15 protein-coding genes and 1 pseudogene are annotated in these 17,428 nt (G+C 47.1%); 14 read left to right on the top strand and 2 right to left on the bottom strand.

The annotated features are described in order from the left end of the window. Positions 1 to 6: 6 nt before the first annotated feature. Positions 7 to 336, bottom strand: a complete 330-nt coding sequence (locus tag BN1546_RS03195) for a YtrH family sporulation protein (RefSeq protein WP_013309582.1) — start codon at positions 334 to 336, stop codon at positions 7 to 9. Between the two features lie 137 nt (positions 337 to 473). Between BN1546_RS03195 and BN1546_RS03190 the strand changes: the two genes are divergently transcribed. From BN1546_RS03190 to pyk, 6 genes and pseudogenes are all read left to right on the top strand, one after another. After that, on the top strand, positions 474 to 4,139 hold the full coding sequence (locus tag BN1546_RS03190; protein WP_090735935.1) for a DNA polymerase III subunit alpha: 3,666 nt from the start codon (positions 474 to 476) through the stop codon (positions 4,137 to 4,139). Positions 4,140 to 4,306: 167 nt separating this feature from the next. Beyond that, the gene (locus tag BN1546_RS03185; RefSeq protein ID WP_013370337.1) at positions 4,307 to 4,804 is read left to right on the top strand and encodes a phosphatidylglycerophosphatase A family protein; all 498 of its coding nucleotides are present in this window, start codon (positions 4,307 to 4,309) and stop codon (positions 4,802 to 4,804) included. A 153-nt stretch (positions 4,805 to 4,957) separates the two neighbouring features. Continuing rightward, positions 4,958 to 5,146 carry a hypothetical protein gene (locus BN1546_RS03180; protein WP_007429680.1) on the top strand — a complete coding sequence of 63 codons (189 nt, stop codon included), beginning with the start codon at positions 4,958 to 4,960 and terminating at the stop codon, positions 5,144 to 5,146. Positions 5,147 to 5,326: 180 nt separating this feature from the next. After that, positions 5,327 to 6,220 carry an acetyl-CoA carboxylase, carboxyltransferase subunit beta gene (accD, locus tag BN1546_RS03175; protein WP_013370338.1) on the top strand — a complete coding sequence of 298 codons (894 nt, stop codon included), beginning with the start codon at positions 5,327 to 5,329 and terminating at the stop codon, positions 6,218 to 6,220. Beyond that, a pseudogene (locus tag BN1546_RS03170) lies at positions 6,221 to 7,203 on the top strand (acetyl-CoA carboxylase carboxyltransferase subunit alpha). A 125-nt stretch (positions 7,204 to 7,328) separates the two neighbouring features. After that, positions 7,329 to 8,759: a pyruvate kinase gene (pyk, locus tag BN1546_RS03165; RefSeq protein WP_013370340.1), complete on the top strand. Its 1,431-nt coding sequence runs from the start codon at positions 7,329 to 7,331 to the stop codon at positions 8,757 to 8,759. A gap of 95 nt (positions 8,760 to 8,854) precedes the next feature. Here pyk and BN1546_RS03160 read toward each other — a convergent pair whose 3' ends face one another. After that, positions 8,855 to 9,742, bottom strand: coding sequence for a LysR family transcriptional regulator (locus BN1546_RS03160; RefSeq protein WP_090735932.1), 888 nt, complete (start codon positions 9,740 to 9,742; stop codon positions 8,855 to 8,857). A gap of 206 nt (positions 9,743 to 9,948) precedes the next feature. Here BN1546_RS03160 and BN1546_RS03155 point away from each other — a divergent pair, with 206 nt between their 5' ends. The 8 genes from BN1546_RS03155 to BN1546_RS03120 all read left to right on the top strand — a co-directional run bounded on the left by BN1546_RS03155 (position 9,949) and on the right by BN1546_RS03120 (position 17,422). Continuing rightward, positions 9,949 to 10,872: a phosphate ABC transporter substrate-binding protein gene (locus BN1546_RS03155; protein WP_013370342.1), complete on the top strand. Its 924-nt coding sequence runs from the start codon at positions 9,949 to 9,951 to the stop codon at positions 10,870 to 10,872. A 105-nt stretch (positions 10,873 to 10,977) separates the two neighbouring features. Next, the gene (pstC, locus tag BN1546_RS03150; protein ID WP_013370343.1) at positions 10,978 to 11,910 is read left to right on the top strand and encodes a phosphate ABC transporter permease subunit PstC; all 933 of its coding nucleotides are present in this window, start codon (positions 10,978 to 10,980) and stop codon (positions 11,908 to 11,910) included. Beyond that, positions 11,910 to 12,806, top strand: a complete 897-nt coding sequence (pstA, locus tag BN1546_RS03145; protein ID WP_013309592.1) for a phosphate ABC transporter permease PstA — start codon at positions 11,910 to 11,912, stop codon at positions 12,804 to 12,806. Before pstC ends, pstA begins: the two co-directional genes overlap by 1 nt. 16 nt (positions 12,807 to 12,822) lie before the next feature. Further along, on the top strand, positions 12,823 to 13,665 hold the full coding sequence (gene pstB, locus BN1546_RS03140; RefSeq protein WP_016819624.1) for a phosphate ABC transporter ATP-binding protein PstB: 843 nt from the start codon (positions 12,823 to 12,825) through the stop codon (positions 13,663 to 13,665). 155 nt (positions 13,666 to 13,820) lie between these two features. Continuing rightward, positions 13,821 to 14,965, top strand: a protein-coding gene (locus tag BN1546_RS03135; RefSeq protein ID WP_090735930.1) for an IS3 family transposase whose coding sequence is annotated in 2 segments (ribosomal slippage) — positions 13,821 to 14,094 and positions 14,094 to 14,965 — 1,146 coding nt in all. Because the reading frame shifts where the segments join, the coding sequence is not laid out codon by codon here. Positions 14,966 to 15,165: 200 nt separating this feature from the next. Then, positions 15,166 to 16,374 (top strand): pectate lyase, encoded by a 1,209-nt coding sequence (gene pelA, locus BN1546_RS03130; protein WP_090735927.1) that lies wholly within the window; start codon positions 15,166 to 15,168, stop codon positions 16,372 to 16,374. Positions 16,375 to 16,508: 134 nt separating this feature from the next. Beyond that, a complete protein-coding gene (locus BN1546_RS03125) occupies positions 16,509 to 17,027 on the top strand; it encodes an acyl-CoA thioesterase (protein WP_044785433.1) in 519 nt (172 codons plus the stop codon). Next, entirely contained in the window at positions 17,024 to 17,422 is a 399-nt protein-coding gene (locus BN1546_RS03120) for an FxsA family protein (protein WP_013370347.1), read from the top strand. Before BN1546_RS03125 ends, BN1546_RS03120 begins: the two co-directional genes overlap by 4 nt. Positions 17,423 to 17,428 lie beyond the last annotated feature (6 nt).

Below are 17,428 nucleotides of genomic sequence, written 5' to 3'. Positions count from 1 at the left end.
TTCACCTCACGGCCGTCCGTTGCCGCATACCCACTTGACCAGCTCTGCACCCATATGAGCGCCTAGAAAGGCGAAAATCAAATACAATATCTGCTTAATGGCAGGTGACAAATTACCATCCAACATATTGCTCTCAATGACCCGGATCGGGTCCATCGTTCCCCCCACAGCGGCGGCAAGCGCCCATATTTTAATCCTTCCTGCAACCTCCAGCATCGTCTGGGTAGGTGGCTGAAGCGATACTACAGCTCCCATTCCGCCGAGCATGGCTCCTCCGAGCACGATGCCGAAGGCAATGAAGAAGTCGAGAATCGCTTTGGATATAAAAGTGCTCATGCCCTTTTCCTCCTTGGGTATATGAATCAGGACCGCGCTTGTCCGCCCGGGTCTGTACTTTTATTCTATGGGCGCTACTAACGCGGATATGATAAAATAGTTTGAAGAAAATCAAGCGGTGAAGGGAAGAGAAGCGCATGAGTTCATTTGTGCATTTGCATGTTCACAGCGAGTACAGCCTGCTGGACGGCGCGGCTCGTACCGCGGAATTGGTCAAACAGGCATCAGCTTACGGAATGAAGGCGCTGGCTCTTACAGATCATGGGGTCATGTACGGTGCCATTCCTTTTTATAGAGCATGTGTAGAGAACGGCATTAAGCCGATTATCGGGTGTGAGGCTTATATGACGGCAGGCTCGCGCAAGGAGCGTGGCAGCCGGAAGGATCAGCCTATATATCATTTAATTTTGCTCGCCAAAAATAAAACAGGCTATCAAAATTTGATGAAGCTGTGCTCCATTGGCCATTTGGAGGGTTTTCACTATAAGCCGCGCATCGATATGGATGCTTTGGCTGCCCATCATGAAGGCATCATATGCTTGAGCGCTTGCTTGGGCGGTGAAGTGCCGCAGCATTTGCTGCATGGCAGAGAAACCGAAGCACGACGTGCAGCGGAACGATACCGTAGCATTTTTGGCGATGATTTTTATCTGGAGCTTCAGGATCATGGTCTGTCGGAGCAAAAACGCGTAAATCCTCAATTGATCGCACTGGCAAAGGAACTGGATATTCCGCTAGTGGCGACGAATGACGTGCATTACTTAACCGAGCCGGATGCTGATGTCCAGGACGTCCTGATCTGTATCGGGACAGGGAAGACAGTTGACGATGAGGAGCGCTTGCGGATACCAACACGTCAGTTGTATCTGAAAAGTCAGGAGGAAATGGCTCGTTTATTTCCACATGTAGCAGAAGCCATCGCCAATACGGTGCGTATTGCTGAGAAGTGCGAGCTGGAACTGGAATTCGGCCAATCTATTTTGCCTGAATATCGCCCGCTGCCGGAGAACATGACGTCTTCGTCCTATTTGCGCAGTCTGTGCGTGCAAGGGCTGGAGCGTCGCTACGGAGGCGATCCTGTGTGGGAGCAGCCAGAGGAGCGGGAAAGACTGGACCAGCGGCTGAACTACGAATTAAATACGATCGATAGTATGGGTTTCAGCGATTATTTCCTGATCGTATGGGATTTTATCGCTTTTGCTCATAAGCATAAGATTGCAACCGGTCCGGGACGGGGTTCCTCCGCAGGTAGTTTGGTCGCCTATGTGCTTAATATCACGAATGTCGATCCGATAAAATACAACTTGCTCTTTGAACGGTTTCTGAACCCTGAACGGATCAGCATGCCGGATATAGATATTGATTTTAGCGATGAACGCCGCGATGAGGTTATCGACTATGTAGTACAGAAGTACGGAAATGAGCATGTAGCGCAAATTATTACCTTTGGGACATTAGCGGCAAGAGCCGCAGTCCGTGACGTCGGCCGTGTATTGAACGTGCCATATGGCGAGGTGGACAAGGCGGCCAAGTTGATCCCGGCGCAGCTCGGTATTAATATCCGGCATGCGCTGGAGATTACCCCCGAGCTGAAGGCTCTGTATGAAACGAAGCCCAAGACACGTGAACTGCTGGATATGGCGATCAAAGTAGAAGGAATGCCTCGTCATGCTTCGACACATGCGGCAGGTGTTGTCATCTCGCGGACTCCACTGACCGATGCGGTTCCGCTGCAAGAGGGGAGTGAAGGGGTTCCTTTAACGCAGTACTCGATGGAAAATCTGGAGCGCATTGGTTTGCTAAAAATGGATTTCCTCGGACTGCGTACGCTCTCCATTATTGAACGTTGCATGCGCTGGATTGCGGAGCAGGATGGAGAAACACCTGACTTTAGCCGTGTTCCCGATGATGACCCGCATACCTATGACTTGCTGGGCAAAGGAGATACAGGAGGCGTGTTCCAGCTGGAGTCGGCTGGTGTACGCCGGGTGCTCAAGGATTTGAAGCCGAGTGTTTTTGAGGATATCATTTCTGTCGTGGCTTTGTATCGTCCGGGTCCGATGGGCTTTATTCCTAACTTTATACAGGCTAAGCACGGACAGATTGAGATTTCTTATCCGCATCCTGATCTTGAACCGATCTTAAAAGATACGTACGGTATTATTGTGTACCAGGAACAAATCATGCAGATTGCTTCGCGCATGGCTGGCTTTTCTTTGGGGGAGGCTGATCTGCTGCGCCGCGCGGTGTCCAAGAAAAAGCGCGAGGTGCTGGATCTGGAGCGTGGCCATTTTGTCGATGGCAGTATTAAACAGGGCTACACGGAGGAGGAAGCTGGAAGGGTTTACGATATGATCGTCCGTTTTGCTGACTACGGTTTTCCGCGTGCCCATGCAGCTGCTTATGGTGTGCTAGCATTCCAGACGGCCTATCTTAAGGCACATTATCCAGTGCAATTCATGGCTTCCATGCTGACGGCCGTAATGGGAAGTCATCGAAAAGTGGCTGAATATGTCGTCGAATGTCGTCGTATGGATATCGCAGTGTTGCCGCCTGATGTGAATGAGAGTGGGGTGCTGTTTACCCCATTACAGCACGGTGATATCCGCTTTGGACTGGCTGCAATTAAAAATGTCGGCACACAAGCAATGGAAAGCATTCTTGCTGTTCGTAAGGAACGTCCTTTCGACAGTCTGCTCGATTTTTGTCGACGTGTTGATTTGAGGGTGTGTAATAAGAGAGTGATTGAATCGCTCATTCAGGCAGGAGCATTTGATTCATTGACAGGCCATCGGGCACAGTTGCTTGCCATGCTTGATGAAACGGTGGATGCAGCTGCCAAATGGCGCAAGGAACGTGACGATTTGCAAATTGATATGTTTGGGTTTGTGGAAATGCCTAATTGGGATATCGAATATCCCAATGTACCCCCATTTAGTACTAGCCAGCAATTAGAGCTGGAACGCGAACTGCTGGGACTGTATTTGTCTGGGCATCCGCTAGATGATTTTGAGTCGCTGCTGGAAAGCAGCCAAGCGGATCGTCTGATGGAGCTGAGCGATGTGCCAGATGAAACGGTTATTGTGACCGCAGGCATGGTGGTGTCACTCAAGACGATTACGACCAAGCAGGGAAAGGCCATGGCCTTCATTGAGCTGGAGGATCAGATTGAGCGCTGTGAGGTTGTGCTGTTTCCTGAAGTTTGGAAGCGAAGCCAGCAGTGGATTGAAAAAGGTGCCTTGCTTGCACTTCGCGCCAAGATGCAGCAGCAGGACGAACACTTCAAGCTCCTAGCGGATGAGGCAGTTCCGTTGGCGGAAGACGCGCTGTCACGGCTTCTTCAGCGCCGGCGTACCGGAGCACGTTCGTCCGCAGCAGCTGGAACATCCGTGCCAGCTGTTGGCAATACAGGCGGGAGAGCGCCACGTGTGTCGACCTCGCTTTCGGCAGCAGCTCCATCAGCGTCGCCCCAGCAGAAAGAGGCTCGTCCCGTGGCGGCTTCTTCACAACGCAGAGGCGAAGCGGCTCACAGTGAGCAGGTGCCTTCCCCGCGCGGCTCGGAATCGCCCGCCCGTCAGCGGGTGTTTGTCAAAATCACCCGCCAGGCCGAGGAGGACGCTAGCTTGCTAGTCAGCCTAAAGGCATTGCTACAGGAGCATCCCGGTGCTGTACCTACCGTACTTTTTTACGAGAGTAACCAGCGTCTGCTGGCGTTGAGTGATGCTTACAGCATTAAGCCTTCTCCTCAGCTTTTTGATCGAATGGAATCGATGCTGGGTGAAGGCACCGTGAAAGTCAAATGACAGGCACGCAGCAACTCGTCTTTATTGTAACGGTTTAATGAACATTTTCCTTCCCTTTCGCATACACTTGGAAAACTGGCGGAACAGGAGGTTCAACACGTATCCTGCACCATAAAGTCCCGCACGGTGGAAGAATAGAACTGCATGGTGAAAGCGGGAGGGAAATTATGTCCTATGAATATGCAGAAACCTTGTTAAATCGCAGAGGCATTCAGATCGAGTCCATTGCGGACATTGTTTTTCAGCTTCAGCTAAAATATTATCCTCATTTGACTATGGAAGAATGTGTAGAAAGTGTCAAAGCGGTTTTGCAAAAGCGAGAGGTACAATATACACTGCTGACAGGCATTGCGCTCGATGAGCTGGCCGAAAAAAAACTTCTTCCCCAGCCACTTCAAGCCATTATGGAGGCAGACGAACCGCTGTATGGAGTGGACGAGACAATGGCTCTTGGCATTACGAGCGTGTACGGCATGATCGGCTTGACCAGTTTTGGCTATCTGGATAAAGAAAAGATTGGAATTATCGAAAAGCTGAACCAAAAAGGCAGTGGTATTCATGTGTTTTTAGATGATCTTGTCGCCGGATTGGCTGCCGCCGCTTCTTCGCGTATTGCCCATCGGAGCCTTCATGCCAAGCATTATCCTGCATCATTGGATGTTTAATTGGCCTGAATAAACAGAATTAATGATTTTCTAGGCCCTCCGACGGAACTTGAATGATCAGGAGGGCTTTTGTTGCGGGAAAAAAGTAAGGTATGTTATCATGAGTCTATTATATGGGCTCAAAACTTGAGGCTTAGGGGGTAGAAACAAGGCATGTGGACGGTGATATATATTGCACCGACGGCCAGACTGGCTGACATGATTAAGCTCAAACTGTCTGAAGAAGGTTTTATGGTGCAGACCCGGGCCATCAGTGCATCCAAGCAACAGTTTGAGATACTTGTGCCTTCGGGTGAAGTCGAAGAAATACAGGAAGTGCTGAATTCGATTTTGCGCCCTTGAGTCCGGAACGGCGGAAGTGATACAGCAGCATGAATGGAACAAAGGATGCACGATCGGCGGTAATGTTGTATTAACTGGCGTTGACGTGTGTATGAACATAATGCTTAGAGGTGCCGCATCGACGGCAGAGGACCTTGTATCGGTTACGGCTGACAAATAAACGGCTGGAGAGGTGTAGTTGTGTTTAAAGATTTATTCCAAAAGAAGCGTAAATACGCGACCATCCCTTCGGAACGGGCGCTGAGCGGCGATCAAGCGGACATGCCGGATCGTCCCAAACGGGAAATTCCCGAAGGTCTTATGACCAAATGTGGCAAGTGCGGAAGTATTCAATACAGCAAAGAGTTGGAGAAAAATTTGAAAGTGTGTCCGGTGTGCGGATACCATATGCGTTTGAATGCGATGGATCGCATTCGCATGGTGCTCGACGAAGACACGTTTACGGAATATGATGCCGATATGATTTCGGTTGATCCGCTGGACTTTCCGGGATATGCAAGTAAGTTGGAGCAACAGACCCTGAAAGCTGGCCTGCGCGAGGCTGTCGTTACGGGCGACGGCCTTATTCATGGGCTTCCTGTTGTCGTAGCGGTGATGAGCTTTGACTTTTTTACAGGCAGTATGGGCTCAGTCGTAGGAGAGAAAATTACGCGCGCCATTGAGCAGGCGATAGACAAGCGCTTGCCGCTTATCATCTTCTCCACATCCGGTGGGGCACGTATGCAGGAAAGTATTCTGAGTCTGATGCAGATGGCCAAAACAAGCGCTGCTCTCGCTCGTCTGGACGAGCAGGGATTGCTTTATATTTCTGTGATCACTGATCCGACTACAGGTGGAGTCTCCGCCAGCTTTGCTATGCTTGGAGATATTATTATTGCAGAGCCAGGTGCTGTGTTCGGTTTTGCAGGTCGTATTGTAATTGAGCAAACGATCAGACAGAAGCTGCCGGATGATTTCCAAACTTCCGAATTTAATTTGCAGCACGGACAATTGGATATGGTTGTACATCGCAAGGAACTGCGTGATACCCTTGGGCAATTGCTTGATCTGCACAGTGTGAAAGGGGAGGAATAAATGGCTGGCGAATTGCCTTATGAAAAGCCCCTGGTCGAGATGCGACAGAAGATCGAAGAACTTAAGCAATTCGGACAGGATAAGCAAATTGATTTTACAGATGAAATTAACCGCCTGGAAGAACGTTATCTCCAGATGGAAGAAGAAATATATTCTAACATTACAGCATCGCAAAAAATGCATCTGGCCCGCCATCATCAAAGGCCAACGTCCCTTGATTTGATCGAGCAGGTGTTTACGGACTTTATTGAATTGCATGGCGACCGCTTGTTCGGAGACGATCTGGCGGTTGTGGGCGGGATTGCCAAGCTAAATGGTATTCCGGTGACCGTCATTGGCCAGCAACGTGGTAAGGATACGAAAGATAACATTGCACGCTTTTTTGGTAGTGCCCATCCGGAAGGATTCCGTAAAGGCTTGCGGCTGATGCAGCAGGCTGACAAATTTAAGCGTCCTATTATTACATTTATTGATACGAAGGGCGCTTATCCGGGTAATACAGCAGAGGAGAGAGGTCAATCGGAAGCGATTGCCCGCAATTTGCGGGAGATGGCAAAGCTTTCGGTGCCTGTTATTTGTGTGGTCATCGGCGAGGGGGAAGCGGCGGTGCGCTTGCGTTTGCAGTGGGTAACCGTGTGCTGATGCTGGAACATGCTATTTATTCGGCCATTTCTCCAAACGGCGCAGCCTCGATTCTATGGAAAGATGCTTCTAAGGCAGATCAGGCAGCTGAAGCGATGAAGATCACCGCTAATGACCTCCTGCGCATGGAGATTATCGAGGGTATTGTGCCAGAGCCGAAAGGGGGCGCACATCGTAACTATGAAGTGACTGCTGCTGCAATCAAGGAGTTATTAGAACGCCATTTGGCAGACCTTACGAATATGAGCTGCGATGAATTGAGAGAAGACAGGTATCAAAAATTCCGGAAAATAGGTCAATATACTTTCTTAAAACCTTCGGAATCTGAACCTATGTTGTAATACGCTAGAAACGGGTAACAATAAATATGACGAACTTCCTATACAAATAGGAAAAAGTGTAGTAGATTTAATTGTTGGAAAAAGATATAAAGAGTAGCACCTTTGAAAACGGAGGAAAAACCCAAATGCGCAAAACTAAGATTGTATGTACCATCGGTCCTTCCAGTGAATCATTGGAAAATGTGAAGAAACTGATTATGGCTGGTATGAACGTAGCCCGCCTGAATTTCTCTCACGGTGATTTCGAGGAGCATGGCAACCGGATTAAAAACATCCGTCAAGCTTGTAAGGAGCTTAACAAAAATGTTGCTATTTTGCTCGATACGAAGGGGCCGGAAATCCGGACAGGAAAGCTCGAAGTTGAACCTATTGAGCTTGTTCAGGACGAGTTCATTACGCTGACAACGGAAGAAATTCTCGGTACGCAAGATCGTATCTCCATTACGTACAAGGATCTTCCCTCGGACGTGGAGCCCGGCTCCACCATTCTGATCGACGATGGTCTGATCGGACTCACCGTTATTGAAGTATCAGGCACTGAAATCAAATGCCGCATTGTCAATGGCGGAACGATCAAAAGCAAGAAAGGCGTTAACGTTCCAGGCGTTGCTATCTCATTGCCTGGTATTACGGAGAAAGATGCTAATGATATCATTTTTGGTATTGAGCAGGACATTGATTTCATCGCGGCTTCTTTTGTTCGTAAAGCAAGTGATGTACTGGAAATCCGTGAATTGTTGGCGAAGCACAATGCAAGCCACATTCAAATCATTTCCAAAATAGAAAACCAGCAAGGTGTTGACAACCTGGATGAAATTTTGGAAGCTTCGGATGGTCTGATGGTTGCCCGTGGTGACCTCGGTGTGGAAATTCCTGCTGAAGAAGTGCCACTGGCGCAAAAATTGATGATTAACAAATGTAATGTAGCTGGCAAGCCTGTTATTACAGCAACACAAATGCTGGATTCCATGCAACGTAACCCGCGTCCGACTCGTGCGGAAGCAAGTGACGTAGCCAATGCTATTTTTGACGGAACAGATGCAATTATGCTATCCGGCGAAACCGCTGCTGGGAAATATCCGGTAGAGTCTGTATTGACAATGTCACGTATTGCCGAAAAAGCTGAGTCTTCTCTGAACTACCGCGATTTGTTCAAAAAACAAAGAACGGCGCAAGAAATTAGTATTACAGAGGCAATCAGCCAATCCGTTTCTATTTCTGCTCTTGACCTGCATGCCAAAGCAATCCTGACGTCCACACAAAGCGGAACAACGGCGCGTATGATCTCTAAATACCGTCCAGAAGCTCCGATTATCGCTGTGACAACACAGGAAAGAACAGTTCGCCGTTTGGCTCTGATCTGGGGCGTACATGCAGTACAAGGCAGACCAATCGTCGACACAACAGATAGTCTGTTTGACAATGCGCTGGAAGGTGGTCGCAAATCTGGCCTCGTTAAAGAGGGCGATTTGGTTGTGATTACAGCGGGCGTACCTCTTGGTGATTCCGGTTCCACGAACCTGATCAAAATTAGCTGCGTTCCAGCACAAGCGTAATTGTAGTCTCCACGAAGTAATACTGGGACGGCATCTACTCGTTACAGTAAGCAAAAGAGCATTTAGGTCAATAAGACCTGAATGCTCTTTTTTTGTTAGCTAGTTCTTATTCCTTCTCGTCGTATAAAATCAAGGAATGCCTGTTGCATCATGTTCTTATGTGCATCTTGTTGATACACGATGTTTATTTGATAATGGCTCTTTGTGCTGTCAGTTTCGGGATAAGGAAGCCATTCCACCGAGGGGATAGTATGATCCTCGCTACGAACTCCGCAGGCAGGAAAGAAGGCAAGCGCTTCTCCGCCACTAACGACTTGCTTTACTGCTTCCCAAGAGTTGATTTCCAGATGGGATTTAACTAGCGAGGAATAGGAATCTACAACGGATGCCCCGCTATATTTTACCCATATGTGTTTATCCAGCGTATCGGCCCCATTGATGTCCAGTGATTTGGATGTCTCTGCCGATGCAGAGCGGATAATTCCCACCTGATCTGAAGCCACTGGTTCTGCCACAGTATTCTCCAGAAGAGATTCTCCATCGTCGAGAAAAGCAAAATCAACTTCTCCGTCTTTCAGTAGCTGCTTGATTACATTCGGAGATTGAATTTCTAACTGAATACGACATTCTGGATATTGCTGAGCAAAATCAGCCATGATAGTCGGGAGAAGATACATGCCCGAAATCGACTCTGCACCTAGACGTAGTTGACCCTGTGATTGTTCTGTCAGTTCATTTACAGTTTGTCTGGCTTCTTGCTCGAGAGAGAGAATCTGTTTTGCGTAAGGGAGCATTTTTTTACCAGCCTCAGTGAGCATAATCCTCCCTTGTTGGAGAGAAAATAAAGTTGCACCCATTTCCTTTTCCAGACTTTTCATATGGAAGCTGACGGTGGGCTGTTTGATGTGCAAAGTTTCAGCTACCTCCGTCGCTTTATGGAATTTGTCGATCAGCACTAAGATGCGCAATTTTAAAATATTCATGGAATCGAACAATTCTCCTTACTTGATATTTATGCGTGAATTCATACTATAGATTAATTATATACTGAAAAACAATTTATCTATCAATATTTTATATTTGTTTTACAAAACCTAGTCGTTCGTCTAACATTCCAGGCCTACAATGTAAAAGTGTTGATGGTCATAAATAAAAAACCGTCACTTAACTAAGGGGAGGACAATAAAAAATGTTGAAAAAATGGCCGTTCATTCTGATGACTCTCACCATGGTATTTGCACTTGCAGCTTGCGGATCAGGTAACAATGCTGCACCACAAGGAGACGCTGCTGCAGGAACAGACAATAAAGCAGCTGCTGAACTGACAGGTAATATTCTGGCTGTTGGCTCCACTGCACTTCAACCATTGGTAGAGCAAGCGGGACAAAAATTTATGGCTGTCGATAAATATAAAGGCATTGCAGTTCAAGTGCAGGGTGGCGGTAGCGGTACTGGCTTGACTCAAGTATCCGGTGGACAAGCGGATATCGGTAACTCTGACGTGTTTGCAAAGGAAAAACTGGAGAGTGGCGCAGAAGAGTTGGTCGATCACCAAGTAGCTGTTGTAGCCATGTCAGCGGTAGCGAATCCCAAAGTAGGCGTAACAGACCTGAAAAAAGATCAACTGGTACAAATCTTCACAGGTAAAATTACGAACTGGAAAGAAGTTGGTGGTGCAGATCAAAAAATCGTGATCGTGAACCGTCCAAGCAGCTCCGGTACTCGTGCAACCTTTGAAAAATATGCACTGGGACAAAAAACGGAAGATCTGCCAGGCTCCATCCAGGAAGATTCCTCTGGTACTGTGAAAAAGTTGATTGCTGAAACACCTGGTGCGATTGGTTACCTGGCTCTGTCCTACATCGACAACACAGTTACTGCTTTGAAGTATGACGGTGTGGAAGCTAACGTTGAAAATGTAGAACAAGGTAAATATCCAGTGTGGGCATATGAGCATATGTACACCAAGGGTGAGCCAAAAGAACATGTAAAAGCATTCTTGGACTACATTCTGTCTGATGAAATCCAAAAAACAGACGTTGTAGACTTGGGATACATTCCGGTATCAGGTATGCAAGTGAAACGTGATGCTGACGGTAATATCACGAAATAAGGAGAGCGATCTCCTGTTCGGATGAACGCAGCTAACGCGAGTATATTCACGAAGAAGAGGCGGACTAGCGTCCGGCCTCTATTCTTCGGTTAAAGGAGTCACAGTATGGAACCAATTGAAGGGAAGGCATACATGGAACAGAATAAACGATCCCGAGTTATGAAAGAAAGACATTACTGGGAAGAATGGACCGGCCGCATCTATACGTCGGTTTGTGTCGTTTTTTTAGTTGCAGTCATTGTCTCCATCGTATATTTTGTTGCCTCCAAAGGTGTAGCTACATTTGCGGTGAATGGAGTCAGTCTGCGGGAATTTTTCTTTGGAACCAAATGGAGCCCGGATGGCGAGCCCAAGTCCTTCGGCGCGCTTCCGTTCATTACGGGTTCTTTTGCCGTAACCATATTAGCGGCCTTAATTGCCAGTCCGCTTAGCTTGTGTGCAGCTTTGTTTATGACGGAAATCGTGCCAAAATCGGGTAAACGTATCCTTCAGCCTGCCATTGAATTATTATCCGGCATTCCGTCGGTTGTCTATGGCTTTGTCGGCTTGACCGTAATCGTCCCACTGCTGCGAAACGTGTTCGGGGGACAAGGCATCGGTATTCTCGCAGGTTGCCTTGTGTTGTCAGTTATGATTTTACCGACAATTACGAGTATTATGGCGGATGCGTTGTCTTCTTTGCCGGGAGGGCTGCGTGAATCCTCTTATGCGTTGGGTGCTACCCGCTGGCAGACGATTGCCCGTGTTATTATTCCGACGTTGCTGCCTGCTCTTTTAACAGGAATTATTCTCGGTATGGCTCGTGCCTTCGGAGAAGCATTGGCTGTACAGATGGTTATCGGGAATGCTCCGCACATACCGCATTCCTTGCTGGAATCCGCTTCGACCTTGACCAGCGTCATTACACTTAGCATGGGCAACACAGCGATGGGCTCTGTTCATAACAATGCACTCTGGAGTATGGCGCTTGTTCTTCTGCTCATGACATTCATTTTCGTGCTGCTGGTTAGGCTGCTTGAAAGGAGAAACCGGGTTTGATGAAAGCTAAAACGACCGACAAGATCGCTACATTTGTAATCTGTTTCTTCGCCTTGTTCATTGTTGCACTTTTGGTGGGATTACTGGGCTTCATTTTGGCCCGCGGAGTTAGCCATATTTCTTTTGATTTTCTAACCAGTGCTCCGCAAACGTTACGTGCAGGTGGCGGCATTGGTCCGCAACTATTTAATTCTGTATTTTTGCTAATCTTAACTTTGATTATTACCATTCCAATTGGCTGGGGCGCCGGCATTTACATGGCGCAATATGCAAAGCCGGGGAAAATTACGGACTTCATACGACTTGTCGTTGAAGTATTGTCCTCGTTCCCGTCGATCGTCATTGGATTGTTTGGACTATTACTCATCGTCAATACGTTTGATTTTGGCTTTTCCCTCTTGTCAGGGGCCCTGGCTTTAGCCGTATTCAATCTGCCGCTGATGGTTCGCACAACGGAGCAGGCTTTCCGCGCTGTACCGAAGGAGCAAAAGGAAGCCGGACTTGCGCTTGGATTGTCCAAGTGGAAAATCATTACCTCCATTTTGTTGCCAGCTGCGCTGCCAAGCTTGATTACGGGTACCATCTTGGCCGCAGGCCGCATTTTCGGGGAAGCCGCCGCATTGCTGTTTACAGCAGGGATGAGTACGCCGCCGCTTGATTTTACCGATTGGAATCCATTGCATGCCAGATCGCCTATTAATCCGATGCGACCTGCTGAAACATTGGCTGTTCATATTTGGAAGGTCAACAGTGAAGGCATTGCTCCTGACTCCAAAGATATCGCCGCAGGCGCTTCTGCGGTATTGGTGCTGCTGGTACTGGTCTTCAACTTGAGTGCAAGATGGTTCGGAAGAGTCGTTTACCGTCGGTTGACAGCTGCCAAACGAATGGATTAGAAAGGGGATGAGAACAATGGAGCATGTGATTACACGAACGGCAAAAACCGCCACACCAGCAACATCCGTTCAGTCTACGCGTTCAGAACAACTTGCGGGGCAAGCGCCACATCCGTTCAGTACTGAGGATTTGAGTATTTATTACGGAAGTTTTGAGGCCGTGAAAAAAGTAAACTTAGCCTTTCCAGAGCAGACCGTGACCGCCCTGATTGGGCCTTCCGGCTGTGGTAAATCGACTTTTTTGCGTTCCCTTAACCGAATGAATGATGAGATTGCGTCTTCATCGACAACGGGACATATTTGGATGGACGGACAGGATTTGACGGCGCCAGAGACGGACGTGATCAAGCTGCGTCAGCAAATTGGCATGGTGTGGCAGCGGCCTAACCCTTTTTACAAATCGATTTATAATAACATTGCCTTCGGTCCTAAATACCGGGGAGTGCGTAAAAAGAAGCAGCTTGATGAAATCGTCGAAAGCAGCCTGCGTAAGGCGGCATTATGGGATGAGGTCAAGGATCGTCTTCACGATTCCGCTCTTGCTCTGTCTGGCGGGCAACAGCAGCGGCTTTGTATTGCACGTGCACTTTCTGTCCAACCGAAAATTCTGTTGCTTGACGAGCCAGCTTCCGCGCTGGACCCTGTGTCTACAGGCAAGGTGGAAGAGCTTATTACCGAATTGAAAAAAGAACTGCGCATCGTTATTGTGACGCACAATATGCAGCAGGCTGCACGGATTTCCGATTATACGGCTTATTTTTATGTCGGAAGTTTGGTTGAACATGGGAAAACAAATGATATTTTCACCAATCCTGAAAACGAGTTGACTCAAGAATACATCATGGGTCGCTTTGGATAAGCTGTGCAGTTTGGCGACTTGTTATATATATGAAACATAAAAAAACATCTTACTAATCTAGGGACTGACCCCTTAACGTGAGACAAATCAAAACACCTTCAAGAGAATGCAACCATGTCGTAAGATATGGAGACAACCTTGGAGGTGTTTTTTCGTTGGCAACAAGAGTCAGTTATCCATTAGAAGTTAAAATGAAGGCGATTGAAATGAGAATGGCTGGTATACCGGTCAAAGAAATCATGGAGCAATTAAACATACGAAACAAGACACAAGTGGAAACTTGGATGAGATGGTACCGTAATGGCGAGCAGAACCGTCTAGAGCAGCCTGTAGGTAAACAATACAGCTACGGCAAAGGGCCCGAATACACTTCGGAATTAGAGAAGGTCCAGGCTGAGAACAGGTTTTTGAGACAACAACTAGAGTTGCTAAAAAAGTACAGCGTACTGGAGAGGAGGTATCGTCAAAGATCGTAATGGAGTGGATAGAGTCGATCCGAGGGGAAGTGAGTGTGAAGCAAGCTTGTGCATGGATAGGAATCCCTCGCGCCACGTACTATCGCTGGAAGGCGGAGTATGCGAGCAAACTTGAGGATCACTTGGTAGAGAAAATCCGCGAACTCTGTATCCAGCATAAATATCGTTATGGATACCGGAAAATCACCGCCTTGCTTCGGAGGGAGTATACGGTAAACCACAAACGCGTGCAACGGATTATGCAGCGTGAAGGGCTGCAATGTCGTGTCAAAGCGAAGAAACGGAAACCTACTGGGCAACCCATTCATATCGCGGAGCATCTGCTAAAGCGACAGTTTGAAGCAGATACGCCTATGCAAAAACTTGTAACGGACATTACGTATTTGCCATTTGGAGGAAGAATGTTGTATCTGTCGAGTATTTTAGACTTGTTTAACGGAGAGATTGTGGCATACAGTATAGCTGACAAGCAGGATACCGCATTTGTGCTCGATACCCTTCGTCAGTTGCCATCTCTACCAGGTGCAATACTTCATAGCGATCAAGGCAGCGTCTACACATCCTTGGCCTACCAGGAAGCTGTAAAAGGAAAAGGCATTACCATGAGCATGTCCCGTAAGGGAACGCCTGCTGATAATGCCCCCATCGAATCGTTTCATTCCACACTAAAGTCTGAAACGTTCTACCTCGAAGGTTTAACCTGTACGACGACGGCAATCGTCGAGCAGACCGTTCGAGAGTACATCCTTTACTATAACTCAATTCGCATTCAAACAAAACTAAACAACCAGTCGCCGGTTCATTTCCGACAACTGGCTGCTTAAACTTGGAAGGTGTTTTGATCCCTGTCTCACAAACGGGGGTCAGTCCCTCTAGTATTGGTAAGATGTTTTTTTATGTTAGTTTAGTAAACTCTTACATTTGTATATAATAAAATATATTGATTATTTGGTTATATTTTCATATAATACATGTGTTTAATAGTTCTTGTAATACCACAATCCAATTAAAGGAGAGGTTTGCAATGAGGTTTAACGTTAAAAAATCTGTCAAATGGATTGCTTTTTCTGGAATGGCTATTACCCTAACAACTGGACTTGTCAGCCCTTCATGGGCAGCAGCTGAGCAGAATTTGACTGATGCAGGTGCGAGTGTTACCCAGGCCGTGTACAATGATGCAAACGTTTACAAAAATGCTGTTGTTCCATTGGCTAGTGTGAATGTGAGTAGTTTGCTGGACAAGTATCGTGATTTTAGTAAATTTTCTACAGGGAATACATCCAAGGACACTACGCTTGCCTTGAATATTGTATCGTGGCAATTGCCGCATGGCGGATTCTTCAAAGCGATGGAAAAAAATTATAAATCCAAATGGGATGGCAAGGCAGCTCGCTCTACATGGAAGAGCAAGGATGGTGTTGAACTCGGAACGTTTGATAACGAGGCCACGACAACCGAGATCCGCTTTTTAGCGGATGTATACAAAAAAACCAAAAACAAAGACATTAAGAACAGTGTACAAAAAGCAATTGATTTTGTATTAACCTCTCAATATTCCTCCGGTGCTTGGCCGCAGGTATATCCTAAACGTGGTAATTATTCCGATGCCGCAACCTACAACGATGATGCAATGGTTAGAGTGATGGTACTGGCAGATGACATTGTAAACAAAAGGCAGCCGTTTGATAGCGATATTCTTGACAATACATATCGCTCCAGACTTCAGCAGGCTCTGAATAAAGGCGTACAGTACACAATTAAAGCTCAAATTGTAAACAATGGCACACCGACAATCTGGGGAGCACAGCATGATCCGGTTACTTATGAATCTGTACCTGCGCGAGCATTCGAGCTTGCTTCCAAAACAACTACGGAATCGGTAGGCATTACGGCCTTCTTGATGTCTCAACCGCAGACGGCTGAGGTGAAAAAGGCTGCTCAGAGTGCCTTGAAATGGTTTGATGCGAATCGGATCGACGGTATGAAATACAACCGTCAAGGTCCGGAGTTTTTCCAAAAGGATGCATCAAGCGTGATGTGGTATCGTTTCTACAATGTGGAGGACAATAAGTATTTCTTCTCAGACCGAGATGGCAAAAAGTATACGGACATCATGAAAATTAGTGAAGAAAGACGACTCGGTTACGCCTGGGCCGGAAGTCAGGCGAAAAGCTTACTGAAACTGGCTTCGGAAAGTGGATATTATAAACTGTCCAAGCCGTTGCCACAATAATAAAGCCATCATTGTAAATGCTTTGAGAGGGGGGCCGTATGGTTCGGCCCTCTTTTTGTTCCCAGGCGGTAAATATGGTTTAATGGAGAGAGAGCAAAATAGAGATAAAGATGCACAAAGATAGGAGAGCTTGTATGACTCAAGAGGAGAAACAAACGCAACTACGATGGTATGGCGCACCTCTACGTGTCCGTTATCAGGAAAGCGACCAGATGGGGGTCGTGTATCATGCGAATTATTTAAACTGGTTTGAGATCGGGCGTACGGAAATGATCCGGCAGGCAGGCTTTAACTACCGGAGTATGGAAGATCGGGGAGTTTTGCTGCCAGTTATTGAAATCAATGCGAAATATGCGAGTCCTGCTCGATATGATGATTTAGTTACTATTTATACCGCTATTACGGACTTCTCCAGACTACGTTTGAACTATACTTATGAGGTTCGACGGGTAACGGAGGAGGAGCACCAAAAGAATGTGGGAAAGGTATGGACAGAGGCTGACACGCTGCCGGGAGAACTGCTGGTCACAGGAACGACACGACATGTGTGGCTGAATACCGACTGGAAGCCCGTTCGGCTTGATCAGGCACTACCTGAGTTGTACACTGCGTTAAGGTCTGCTTTTGCAGGCGGGGAGGGACAGAAGTCATGATGATGCGTAAACGTCTGTGGCTGTTGCTGCTGCTCATTCCTTTGGCGGAGCTGTACGGGTTTATATGGGTAAGTCACTGGATTGGAGCGGGGAAAACTATTCTGCTCATTATTCTGACGACCTTGATTGGCGCTGCCATGATGCAATTTGAAGGCCGAAAGGTGATTGCGGATGCCAAAAATGAAATGAATCGGGGCCAAATGCCCGGCCGTAAAATGCTAGATGGATTATGTGTGTTTTTCGGTGGGAGCTTGCTGCTCATCCCTGGATTTATAACGGATATTATTGGTTTTACGTTGGTATTTCCTTTAACACGAGTATTGTACCGACGTTTTTTATTAAAGTGGCTGGAGAAAAAAATGAAAAACGGCAGTATTACATTTCGGCGCTTTTGACTGAGC

Origin of the sequence: Paenibacillus sp. Mc5Re-14 (genome assembly GCF_001049835.1) — a bacterium.
GTDB classification, from domain to species: Bacteria; Bacillota; Bacilli; order Paenibacillales; family Paenibacillaceae; genus Paenibacillus; species Paenibacillus polymyxa_C.
This window is presented reverse-complemented; position numbering and strand designations above follow the sequence as displayed.